An 11665-nucleotide genomic window follows, 5' to 3' on the forward strand; every position below is an offset into this window, starting at 1 on the left:
CGGCTACCGCTTGCGGACCGGTGGCCGGACCGACAGGGCGTGCCGGAAGACGTTCCCGGGGTCCCAACGTGCCTTGACCTGCTGGAGCCGGGGGTAGTTGTCCCGGTAGTAGAACGTGTGCCACGGCACTCCGGAGGTGTTCCACCGGGGGTCGGCCAGGTCGGCGTCCGGGTAGTTGATGTAGGCCCCACCGTTGGCGGCGTTCGGCACGGGGACGCCGCCGGTGTCCGCGTACACGTCCCGGTACAGTCCGCGCACCCAGGCCAGTTGCGCATCGCCCGAGATACCGGGCCACCATGAGGTCTCGTATGTCGCGCTGAAGATCGAGTCGCGGTGCGGGATCGCCGTCGCGGACGGTGCCACCGCGCCGATCCTGCCGCCGAGCGAGGAGAGATACACGGCCGACCCCTGGTGGTCGTCCCCGCCCTCGTTGAGATAGCGGTGGACCGTGCGGATCTGTGCCTCCGTCCAGCCCTTGCGCAGCAGCGCGGCCTTGGACTTGAAGGGGTAGCCGCCGCCACTGTACGGGTCGACGGTCAGCGTGGACTTCATCCAGAGCGCGGTCGACTCCTCGGTGGTGTTGCGCACACCGGTGTTCGCGGTGACCGCGGCGACGTATTCGTCGAGCAGTGCCTTCCCCTGCGGCAGCGCGGCGTCCACGCTCGCCACGAGGGTGAACCGGCCGCTGACCCGGTGGTTGAGGACGAGCCAGCTGCTGAGCGGCGCGTAGCGGGATCCGGTGCCGGACTCTCTCTCGTGCCATGCGCCGTGGTTGCGCAGGAGCCGTACGAACGCGGGCTCGGTCATGTCCGGCCAGGCCCAGGTGACGGTGATGGACCGGGTGCTCGCGGGCGGTCGGGGCAGCAGGGCGGCGGGGTCGTCGCCGCGCGCGTCGGGCGAGCGCATCAGATAACGGGTGACGATGCCGAAGTTCCCACCGCCGCCGCCCGTGTGGGCCCACCACAGATCCCGGTGGGGATCGGTGCGCTCCCGGGTGGCCAGGACCAGCCGGGCCCGGCCGCCGCGGTCCGCGACGACCACCTCGACGCCGTAGATGTGATCGGCGACAAAGCCGTGGTGGCGGGAGAGTCCGCCGTAGCCGCCGCCCGCGAAGTGCCCGCCCGCGCCGACACCGGGACATGCGCCCGCGGGCACGGTCACGCCCCAGCCCAGATACAGGTTCCGGTAGACCTCTCCGAGTGTCGCGCCGGAGCCGATGGCGAACGCGCGGTGCGCCGGGTCGTAGGCGACCGACTTCATGGTGGAGACGTCGACGACGACCTGTACGTCCGGGTCGTCGACGAAGTTCTCGAAGCAGTGTCCGCCGCTGCGGACCACGATCCGTTTGCCGGCCCGTACGGCGTCGCCGACCGCGTCCACGACCTGGTCGGCGTGGTGGACCAGCCGTACGGACTCCGGCCGGCCGGCGAAGCGCCCGTTGTATCCTCGGGCGGTCAGTTCCGCGTAGCGGGGGTCGGACCGTCCGATGTCGGCCGCCGGGGGCGGCGGCAGACAGGTACCGGCCGCGGTGTCCGCCGCCGCCACCCCCGTACCGGGTCCGCCCAGTGCGGCGGCGCCGCCCGCCGCGACCGTGCCCGCCATGAACCCGCGGCGCGAGAACTCTCCCACTGCCCACTCCCCCGTCTGTCCGGTGTACTCGTTGTGTTGGGTGTACTCGTGTGTTGGGTGTACTCAGGTACTCAGGTACTCAGGTACTCGGGTGCTCGGGTGCTCGGGTGCTCGGTGTATGCGTGTGGTCGGTGTTGGTCTGTGATCGGCGTTGGTGTGTGATCGGCTGGTGACGCGTCCGGCTCGGGCGGGTGACACGCCCCGGTTCAGTCGTTCGGGTGCCGCCGGGTCCGCGCCTCGCGGTTCGCGGCGGCCAGTTCCTCCAGCACCGGTACGACGGCGCTGGGCGCGGGCATGTCCCGCGATTCCCGGCGCAAGCGGCCGGCGGCGGCGGTGAAGGAGGGATCATCCAGCAGGCGGGTGAGCATGCCGCGCAGTGACGCGGCGTCCGCCCGCTCGGGGTCCGCCACCCGCAGCCCGGCTCCCCCCTCCTCCAGCAGACGTGCCTTGTGGTCGGTGTCCCACACCCCGTCGGGCAGGATCAGCTGGGGCACCCCGCAGCTCAGCGCGGTGTTGAAAGTGCCCGCGCCGCCGTGGTGGATGACCGCGGAACAGCTGGGCAGCAGGGCGTCCAGCGGGACGAAGTCCACCACGCGGACGTTGTCCGGCACTTTGGTGACGGAGGCGAGCTGGGCCTCGTTCAGTGTCGCGATCACTTCGACGTCCCATCCGTCGACGGCCGCGAGCACCTCCCCGATCGGCAGCCGGTCGACGCCGTACACCTCACGGTGCGAGACACCCAGCGTCAGACAGATCCGCTTGCGGCCGGGCGGCTCGCGCAGCCAGTCCGGGAGGACGGCACCGCCGTTGTAGGGCACGAAGCGCATCGGCACCCGGTCGGCGCCTGCCGGGAAGTGCAGCGAGGGCGGCAGCGGGTCGATCGTGCGCTGGCCGACGACCAGGTCCTCGACGAACTCCCCGCCGTACTGCCGCATGGTCCAGCCCAGCCACTCCTCCATCGGGTCCTCCCGCCGGCCGGCGGGCACCCGGCGCAGCGCGTCGAGATAGGACGCGCGCATCCGGCCGATCAGGTCCAGACCGAACAGCAGCCGGACCTGGGCCGCCCCGCAGGCCCGCGCGGCCACCGGTCCGGCGAAGGTGAGCGCGTCCCAGACGACGAGGTCCGGCTGCCACCAGCGCGCGTGCCGGACCAGGTCGTCGACCATGGCCGGGTCGGAGAACTGCTGGAAGACATGGGTGGTCATGGCGGTGAAGACGCCGTGCATGTATTCGTAGGACAGCTTCTCCGGGCGGATCTCGGTCATGTTCGTCCAGTACTCGAACCGCTCGGCTATGCCGCTGTGGCCGCCCGCGCCACCGTCCCCGCCCCACTCGCCGTCGTCCTGCGCCTCGTAGTCGTACTCCTCCAGTTTCCCGGCGAGGTCGAGGGCGGCACCGACCGGTACGGCGGTGTGGCCCGTACGCTTGATGTCGTCCACGAGATCGGGATGGCCGGCCAGCTGGACCTCATGGCCGGCCGCCCGCAGGGCCCACGCCAGCGAGACCTGGGCGGACAGATGTGACTTGGCGGAGTACGTGGTGAACAGGACCCGCATGGGGCTCCCTTCGTTGGCTGCGGGCGGCGACGGCGGCGCGGGGCGCTCACACCACGCGTACATCCGGGACGTAGAGGATCCATTTGCCGCCCGAAGCCCGGAACTGCTGTTCCTTGGCGATGATCTCGTCGGCGTGGTTCCAGGCGAACAGGACGGCGTAGTCCGGGTAGGGGTCCTCGAAAGCCTCCCGCGACCGCACCGGGATGTGGGAGCCGGGGGTCAGGCGCCCCTGTTTGTTGGGGGTGGTGTCGGAGATGAAGGAGACGAGGTCGGGGCCGATGCCGCAGTAGTTGGCCACGGTCGCGCTCTTGGCCGTGGCTCCGTACCCCACGACCGTCCGGCCCTCCGCGCGCAACTCGCGTAGCAGGGAGACCAGTTCGTCCCGGTTCCGTTCGACCTGGGCGACGAAGCCCTTCAGGGTGTCCAGGTCCGACAGCCCGCGCACCCGCTCCCGCTCCAGCAGTTCGGCGACCGCCGGTGTGGGGGTGCGCCGACCCTCGCGGGCGATGGTGTAGCGGACCTCGCCGCCGTGCACGGGCAGGCGCTGCGCGTCGACCAGTTCGAAGCCGAACTGCCGGACCATGGCGCTCACCGATGAGACGGAGAAGAAGTAGAAGTGCTCGTCGTAGATCTGGTCGAAGGAGGCGAGGTCGACGATGTCGGCGAGGTAGGGGTCCTCGAAGACGAACACCCCGTCCGGTGCGAGCAGCGCGTCCACACCCCGGAAGATGGAGTCCAGATAGGGGATGTGGCAGATGGTGTTGGCCGCGTAGATGACCTGCGCGGGCCCGTCGGACGTCCGGATCTCGGCCGCCGTCGACTCCTGGAAGAACTCCGTGGTGACCCGGATGCCCTGGCGCCGCGCGAGGTCGGCCACGCTCTCGGACGGTTCGACGCCGAGGTGGCGGACACCGGCCTCGGACAGTACGCGGAGCATGACACCGTCGTTGCAGCCCAGTTCGACCACGAAGGAGTCCGGCCCGGTCAGCTCGGTCTCCAGGAAGTGCTGTGCGGTGCGCTCGAAGTGCTTGCGCATGACCGAGGAACCGGACGACAGATACGGATAGTGGCTGTTGAACATCAGGTGGCGCGGCACTTCCTCGACGAGCTGCACCATGCCGCACGCGCCGCACACACCGACGGCCAGCCGGAACAGGAACTCGTCACCGATGTACTCCGGTTCGAGCAGACCGCTGGAGAGCGGCTGCCGCCCGAAGTCCATGAACTCGTGCAGCCGACCACCGCAGATCCGACAACTGAGCATATGGAAGCCCACTTCCTTGAGTAGCGATCGTCATGACGTGCAGTGGCGGGCAGGCGTTCGCCCGGCGGACCCACAGTCCTCCCGGCCGACCCACAGTCCCCCCGGCGGACCGACAGTTCCCCCGGCCGACTCACAGTCCTCCCGGCCAGTCGCCCTCGCCGCGCAGCATGGCCCGGGCCAGACTCTGGTAGAAGGCCACGACACCGGGCTCCTTGGGGCTCAGATGGCCGCGCTCGGCGAACCGTGACCCCACCGCGCTCTGGACGGCCTCCAGTCCGCGCTGGTCCTCACCGTTGATCACGGCCGCGTACGACTCGGCGTGCGCGCGCATCTCCTTGGGGTCGGCGCCCTCCAGCGCGACACCCGGTACGAGGATGCCGCCGCGCACCAGGGTCCGGTCGATGGACTGCGGGAGGAAGCTCAGCCAGATGACCATCTCACCGGCCGCCGCCAGACTTGCCGTGGGAAAGACGAAGATGCCGTACAGATGGGCCTTCTGCCGGTCGTCCAGCGGCAGGACGGCGGTCTCCTGTGGCTCCTTGAACGGGACGAGCAGGCGCAGCGCCCACGGTGAGTCGACCCGTACGTCCGTGTGCGACCCGCCGGGTGTCGACGGCTGGAGGGTGTCGGGGTGGAATCCCATCACATGGTAGTTCTCATGGGCGTTCTCGACGGCCAGCTTCCAGTTGCAGTGCCACTCCTCGTTCCAGGACGCGATCTGCGCCATGTCCTCGAAGCGGTAGTTGGCCACATCGGCGGATACCCGGCTCAGCTCGGGCGCGAGCGGTGCGGCGGCCGGGTCGAGGTTCACATAGACGAAGCCGAGCCACTCCTCCACCGCGAAGGCGGGCAGCCGGCACTTCTTCGGGTCGAACTCCGGGTTCCCGCGCATATGGGTGGCGCCGATGAGACTGCCGTCGAGACGGTACCGCCAGAGGTGGTACGGGCAGGTGAAGGACTCGGCACGGCCGCTGCCTGGTTCGAGGAGCGGCATCATACGGTGCCGGCAGATGGGTGACATGCCGTGCAGGGCACCGTCCTTGTCGCGGGTGACCACCACCTGCTCGCCCGCGACACGTACCGAGACATAGCTGTTCGGCTCGGCGAGTTCGTCTCGGTGGGCGATCAGCACCCAGGAGCGCCCGAAGATCCGGGTGCGCTCCAGCTCGTACATCTCCGGCGAGGCGAACGCGCGCGGCGGGAGGCTCAGTTGGGGTGCCCGCTCCAGATAGCGGCGCAGTTCGGCCAGCAGTCCGGCGACCTCGGCGGACGGCTCGGCCGCCGGTTCCGCGACCTCCGCGGACGGCTCGGCCGCCGGTCCGGCGACCTCGGCGGACTGCCGGTCCGCGCCCCCGCCGCCGCTCCCCACGCCGTTGTGCGCCGTGCCCCGGTGTTTCCCTTCGACACTCTGGCCTGTGCTCACGCTGGGACTCCAACCTGTGCCGCGAAACGTGGTCCCCCCGACCGTGGCAGGGCCGATTCGAGGCCCGCTCGACTGCCCGCCCGGCCGTCCCGGCGGGGGCGGGGACCCGGCGCGTCCAGCCGGTCTCCGGCGTTCCTCTAGTCTCCCGCCCGATCATCGGGGCTCCGGTGGCAACGCACACCGCTGCGGTGGACAACCCCGCACCCCTGTCGGCGCGAGACGAATGAGGTCGCCGTGTACGGAGCCGAACTCTCCGAGATCTACGAGCTGATCCACCGCGGGCGCGGCAAGGACTACCTCCGGGAAGCGGCCGAGGTGGCCCGGCATGTACGGGAGCACAAGCCCGATGCCGCGACTCTCCTCGATGTGGCCTGTGGCACCGGAGGGCATCTGCGGTGCTTCGACGAGCTGTTCGGCGAGGTGGCCGGGCTGGAACTCTCCGAGCCGATGGCCGAGGTCGCGCGCGAGGCACTGCCGCACGCCCCCGTGCACATCGGCGATATGCGGACGTTCGAGCTGGGCCGCACCTTCGATGTCATCACCTGTATGTTCGGCTCGATCGGCTATCTGCTGACCGAGTCCGCGCTGGTCGACGCCCTGCGACGGTTCGCACGGCATCTGACCCCCGGCGGTGTGCTGGCCGTCGATCCCTGGTGGTTCCCGGAGACGTATGCGCACGGCCATGTCGCCGGCAGTACGGTGACGGTCGGGGAACGGACCATGGCCAGGGTCTCCCACTCCGTGCGGGAGGGCGCGGCGTCGCGGATGAGTGTGCACTATCTCGTCGCCGACGGCGCGTCAGGGGTGCGGCACTTCCATGAGTCCCATCTGATCGGGCTGTTCTCGCGGAAGGAGTACGAAGCGGCGTTCACCGCCGCCGGCTTCCGCGTCGACTACATCCCGGTCGAGCCCGCCGGTCGCGGTCTGTTCATCGGCGTCCGGTCCACGGCCTGACCCGACGGGACGAGCGCCGCGCCGGCTCGCTGTTCCCGGCGAACCAGCGAACCAGCGCCCCGGCGACCCGGCCCGGGCGCCGCCGCGCCCGGTGCCCCGTCGGTATCGGGCCCACAGCCTCACCCGCCCGGTTCAGCGCCGCCGCGCCAGCTGCTCGTTGACCTGGTCGACGAACTGGTTGAACGTCCGGATACGGGTCTCCGCCGACTCCGGCATGCCGATCGAGAACTTCCGCTCCACCTGGCTGACCGCTTCCAGCAGGGCGAGCGAGTCGTATCCGAGGGCGTCCAGCTCGATGTCACCGACGCCTTCGCCGTCCAGATCCACCCCCTCCGCTTCGCCCGCGCACTGGCGGAAGATCTCGACCAGGGCCGGCAGGGTGAGTTCACTCATCGCACGTTCCTCTCTGCTTGTCGGCGAGAAGGCTTGCCGAAAGGACGGTGCCGCGCGCACGGCGAGGCAGAAGGCGAGGGCCGAGGACAAGGGTCAGCCCGCCGGTTCCCACATGGCGCGCAAGGACTCGCGCAGACCGAACTCCGGGCGCCATCCCAGCAGCCGGGTCGCGTTCCGGATATCGGCCCTGGTCCAGCCGCCGCCCTTGCTCTGTACGGGCCCGCCGGTCTCCTTGACGGTGTCCGGCGGGAATCCGGCCACCTCGACCAGTGTCGACACCAGCTCGCGCATCGTCGGGGCCTCGCCGCGCCCGATGTTGAACACCGCGCCGGATGCCGCCGCGCCGGCGGCCCTGACCACCGCCGATGCCACATCGCGCACATCGATGTAGTCGCGGGCGGCGTCGGCGATCATCAGTTCGAGTCGCTCCCCCGGGGACAGTGCGCGCAGCCGGCGCAGGACGTCGCCCAGGAAGCTCGCCTCCGACGGGTGCGGTCCGCACACATTGACCGCGCGCAGCACGACTCCGTCGATGTCACCGACGCGGGCCGCCGCCAGCACGGCCTGCGATCCGGCCAGTTTGGTACGGGCGTACGGAGTACTCGGCCGGGGCGGCACCGACTCGTCGATGCTGGTGCCGGACGGCACGAATCCGTACTCGTGGATGGTGCCGACATGGACGAGGCGAGGGCGCCAGGGCACCTCGGCGACCCCGGCCACCAGCCGGTCCACCAGCCGCACATGGGCATGGTGCATCGCCTCCTCGGTCACCACCCAGCCGCCGGTGGCGTTGACCACCACCCCAACCCCCTTCGAGGCGAGGAGACCGGCGATCTCCGCCGGTTCCGCCGCGGCCACGTCGAACGGCACGAAGGGATGGGCGGCCGTGTGCGGCGCGGGCCGCCGGGCGACGGCGAGCACCTGGTGGCCCGCGCGCGAGAACGCGGCGCACACCTGCCGTCCGACGCAGCCGGTCGCGCCCAGCACGGCGACCGTGCCGGGGCGGCCGGTTTCCCGCGGGCCGGTCGTCACACCGTCCCCTTCCCCTGCTGTCCGGGGAGCCCCTCCCCCGGCGGCGGGGTCACGCGGGCCGGTCGTCACGGGTGACCCGGCGCTCGCGCACCTTCAGCTCGCCGTCCACCCGCACCAGCACGTCGTCGCACACACACATCAGATGGAGCCTGGGGCTGCCGCCCTTGGGCGTGGCGATGATCTGCGCGTAGCTGCGGACGCTCAGGGCACCGTCCTCGTGCGGCAGCACCCGGACCATGCTGAGCAGATGCCGGTGCGTCTCGCCCGCTTCCGCCAGCCCGGCGGCTGCCCGGTTGACGCCCTCGGTGAGGGCTGCCCGGCCGACGACGGGTTCCGGCTTCGAGGGCGGCGCGAACGAGCCGTCCTCGGTGAAGGTCCCCGCCCACCCCGCGCCGTCGCCGGCGTCCAGCAGATGCATATGGTGGGCGTAGAACTGTTGTACTTCGGCATAGAGGGACACATCGACCGACGACGGGGTTCCCGTTCGCATTACCACCACGTCCTCCTCACGCTGGCCGCGTCCGGATCCGATCCGAACGCCGGGCACCTGCGACGATCGCCGACGCCCTTCGACATCGGCTCGAACCCGGCCGACGGGAGCCGAGTGAGGTTTGAGCGCTTCTCCGTTGCCTGCGAGCACGATCTGGGACGACGGCGTGAGCGGTACGGCGGTACGTGGGAGGTCCGTGTGCGGTTGATCGACCTGTCCTCGGCGGTGGATGCCAGGGCCTATGAGCCTGACCCGGTGGTCCATGAGGTGCTGACGCCCCGCCAGGGTGCGGAGCACATGAGTGCGGAGATGCGCGAGCACTTCGGGATCGACTTCGATCCCGACGAGCTGCCCGACGGGGAGTTCCTGTCGCTCGACCGGATCACCCTGACCTCGCACACCGGCACCCATGTCGACGCACCGTCGCACTACGGCTCCCGGGCCGGTTACGGTGACGGTGTGCCGAAGCACATCGACCGGATGCCGCTGGAGTGGTTCTGCAATCCGGGGGTCGTGCTGGACCTCACCGACGCGCCGACCGGCGCTGTCGGCGCGGCGCGGCTGGAGGAGGAGTTCAAGCGGATCGGCCGCACCCCGGCACCGCTGGACATCGTCCTGCTGCGCACGGGCGCCTCGGCGCGGGCGGGCACCCCCGCGTACTTCACCGAGTTCGCCGGACTGGACGGGCCGGCCGTGCACCTGCTGCTGGATCTGGGGGTGCGGGTGATCGGCACCGACGCGTTCAGCCTGGACGCGCCGTTCACCCACATCATCCGGCGGTACCGGGAAACGGGTGACCGTTCGGTACTGTGGCCCGCCCACTTCACCGGCCGTGAGCGCGAGTACTGCCAGATCGAGCGGCTGGCCAACCTCGACGCGCTTCCCGCGTCGTCCGCCTTCACCGTCGTGTGTTTCCCGGTGAAGATCGCGGGTGCGGGCGCGGGCTGGACCAGGGCGGTCGCCATGGTCGACGACTGACCTGGGGCGTTCGTGTCAGCAGCGCCCCAGGGCGCGTCGGGCAGACGGGACTTTGACGACACGACCTGGTGCCCTTCGACCGACAGGAGACTGCAGATGTATGGACGGGAGCTGGCCGAGGTCTACGAGATCTTCTACCGCAGCCGCGGCAAGGACTGGCCCGCCGAGGCCGCCTATGTCACGGATACGGTGCGGTCCCGGCATCCGGCGGCGGGGTCCCTGCTCGATGTCGCGTGCGGCACCGGGGCACACCTGGAGACCTTCGGCACGCTGTTCGAGCACACCGAGGGTTTGGAACTCGCCGAACCCATGCGGGAGTTGGCCCATCAGCGGTTGCCGAAGGTGACCGTACACCCCGGCGATATGCGCGGCTTCGACCTCGGCCGTACCTTCGACGCGGTGGTGTGCATGTTCTGCGCCATCGGCTATCTGGGCACGGTCTCGGACATGCGGGACGCGGTACGGTCGATGGCCCGGCATCTGCGCCCCGGTGGCGTGCTCGTCATCGAGCCGTGGTGGTTTCCCGAGGACCATGTCGAGGGCTATGTCGCGGGCGACCTCGGCCGGGAGAACGGCCGCACCGTGGCCCGGATCTCGCACTCCACACTGCAGGGGCGCGCGACCAGGATGGAGGTGCGGTTCCTGGTCGGCGACCGCGACGGCATCAGGGAGTTCACCGAGATCGATGTGCTGACCCTCTTCACCAAGGACGAGTACCTCGCGGCGTTCACCGACGCGGGGTGCACCGTCGAATACCTCCCCGGCGACCCGACCGGCCGCGGTCTGTTCGTCGGCGTACGGCAGTGACGACCCGAGGCGCACGCCCGACACGAGCGGAGACAGTGGCACACCCATGACCACATACGTATGGGACTACCTGCGCGAGTACGAGAACGAGCGGGACGACATCCACGACGCGATCGAGACCGTGCTGCGCTCCGGCCGGCTCGTCCTCGGCGACAGCGGACGCGGTTTCGAGGAGGAGTTCGCCGCCTATCACGGAGTCGGGCACGCGGTCGGGGTCGACAACGGCACCAACGCGATCAAGCTGGGGCTGCAGGCGATCGGGGTGGGGCCCGGTGACGAGGTGATCACCGTGTCGAACACCGCCGCGCCGACGGTGGTGGCCATCGACTCCGTCGGGGCGACCCCCGTCTTCGTCGACATCGACCCCGACACCTATCTGATGGACATCGGCCAGGTGGCCGCCGCCATCACCCCGCGCACCCGGTGCCTCCTCCCGGTGCACCTCTACGGCCAGTGCGTCGACATGGCGGCCCTCACGGCCCTGGCGGACGCCCACGGTCTGCTGATCTTCGAGGACTGCGCACAGGCCCACGGCGCCCGCAGGCACGGCCGGATCGCCGGGAGCTGGGGCGCCGCCGCGGGCTTCTCCTTCTACCCCACCAAGGTGCTCGGCGCGTACGGCGACGGCGGCGCCGTCATCACCGCTGACCCGAAGGTGGACGCGAACCTGCGGCGGCTGCGGTACTACGGCATGGAGGAGCGCTACTACGTCGTCCAGACACCGGGGCACAACAGCCGCCTCGACGAACTGCACGCGGAGATCCTGCGCCGCAAGCTGCGCAGACTCGACGAGTACATCGCGGACCGGCGGGCCGTGGCACGCCGCTACGCCGAGGGCCTCGCCGGCACCGACTTGGTGCTGCCCACGACCGTGCCGGGCAATGACCATGTCTACTACGTCTATGTGGTGCGCCATCCTCGGCGCGACGCCGTCATCGAGGCGCTGAAGGGCTACGACATCTCACTGAACATCAGCTATCCGTGGCCGGTCCACACCATGACTGGGTTCGCCCACCTCGGCTATGCCAACGGGTCCCTGCCGGTGACGGAGAAGACAGCGCACGAGATCTTCTCGCTGCCCATGTACCCCACGCTGGCCGCGGATGTGCAGGACAAGGTGATCAGCGCCCTGCGTGACG

At 70.2% G+C, this 11665-nt stretch carries 11 protein-coding genes; 4 read left to right on the plus strand and 7 right to left on the minus strand.

The features are described 5' to 3' along the window. Positions 1-3 precede the first annotated feature (3 nt). The 4 genes from ACWF94_RS19690 to ACWF94_RS19705 all read right to left on the minus strand — a co-directional run bounded on the left by ACWF94_RS19690 (position 4) and on the right by ACWF94_RS19705 (position 5872). Positions 4-1629: a BBE domain-containing protein gene (locus ACWF94_RS19690; protein WP_453489620.1), complete on the minus strand. Its 1626-nt coding sequence runs from the start codon at positions 1627-1629 to the stop codon at positions 4-6. A 206-nt stretch (positions 1630-1835) separates the two neighbouring features. Further along, positions 1836-3185 carry an activator-dependent family glycosyltransferase gene (locus ACWF94_RS19695; protein ID WP_453489623.1) on the minus strand — a complete coding sequence of 450 codons (1350 nt, stop codon included), beginning with the start codon at positions 3183-3185 and terminating at the stop codon, positions 1836-1838. 46 nt (positions 3186-3231) lie between these two features. Continuing rightward, on the minus strand, positions 3232-4449 hold the full coding sequence (locus ACWF94_RS19700) for a methyltransferase domain-containing protein (protein WP_453489626.1): 1218 nt from the start codon (positions 4447-4449) through the stop codon (positions 3232-3234). Between the two features lie 130 nt (positions 4450-4579). Continuing rightward, on the minus strand, positions 4580-5872 hold the full coding sequence (locus ACWF94_RS19705) for an aromatic ring-hydroxylating oxygenase subunit alpha (protein ID WP_453489629.1): 1293 nt from the start codon (positions 5870-5872) through the stop codon (positions 4580-4582). A 234-nt stretch (positions 5873-6106) separates the two neighbouring features. On the opposite strand from ACWF94_RS19705, the gene ACWF94_RS19710 reads away from it, so the two are divergent. After that, complete coding sequence (locus ACWF94_RS19710; RefSeq protein WP_453489632.1) at positions 6107-6826, plus strand: class I SAM-dependent methyltransferase; 720 nt, start codon at positions 6107-6109, stop codon at positions 6824-6826. A gap of 132 nt (positions 6827-6958) precedes the next feature. Here the strand turns inward: ACWF94_RS19710 and ACWF94_RS19715 are convergent, their stop codons facing one another. The 3 genes from ACWF94_RS19715 to ACWF94_RS19725 form a co-directional block, all read right to left on the minus strand. After that, positions 6959-7219 (minus strand): phosphopantetheine-binding protein, encoded by a 261-nt coding sequence (locus tag ACWF94_RS19715; RefSeq protein WP_453489635.1) that lies wholly within the window; start codon positions 7217-7219, stop codon positions 6959-6961. 93 nt (positions 7220-7312) lie between these two features. Further along, positions 7313-8251: an NAD-dependent epimerase/dehydratase family protein gene (locus tag ACWF94_RS19720; protein WP_453489638.1), complete on the minus strand. Its 939-nt coding sequence runs from the start codon at positions 8249-8251 to the stop codon at positions 7313-7315. A gap of 49 nt (positions 8252-8300) precedes the next feature. After that, the gene (locus ACWF94_RS19725) at positions 8301-8741 is read right to left on the minus strand and encodes a nuclear transport factor 2 family protein (RefSeq protein WP_453489641.1); all 441 of its coding nucleotides are present in this window, start codon (positions 8739-8741) and stop codon (positions 8301-8303) included. Positions 8742-8939: 198 nt separating this feature from the next. Between ACWF94_RS19725 and ACWF94_RS19730 the strand changes: the two genes are divergently transcribed. From ACWF94_RS19730 to ACWF94_RS19740, 3 genes are all read left to right on the plus strand, one after another. Then, on the plus strand, positions 8940-9719 hold the full coding sequence (locus ACWF94_RS19730; protein WP_453489644.1) for a cyclase family protein: 780 nt from the start codon (positions 8940-8942) through the stop codon (positions 9717-9719). 96 nt (positions 9720-9815) lie between these two features. Next, on the plus strand, positions 9816-10526 hold the full coding sequence (locus ACWF94_RS19735) for a class I SAM-dependent methyltransferase (RefSeq protein WP_453489647.1): 711 nt from the start codon (positions 9816-9818) through the stop codon (positions 10524-10526). A gap of 46 nt (positions 10527-10572) precedes the next feature. Continuing rightward, positions 10573-11665, plus strand: a 1093-nt coding sequence (locus tag ACWF94_RS19740) for a DegT/DnrJ/EryC1/StrS family aminotransferase (RefSeq protein WP_453489650.1), incomplete at its 3' end; no start/stop codon positions are given.

It is taken from the genome of Streptomyces sp. NPDC055078 (genome assembly GCF_053607985.1).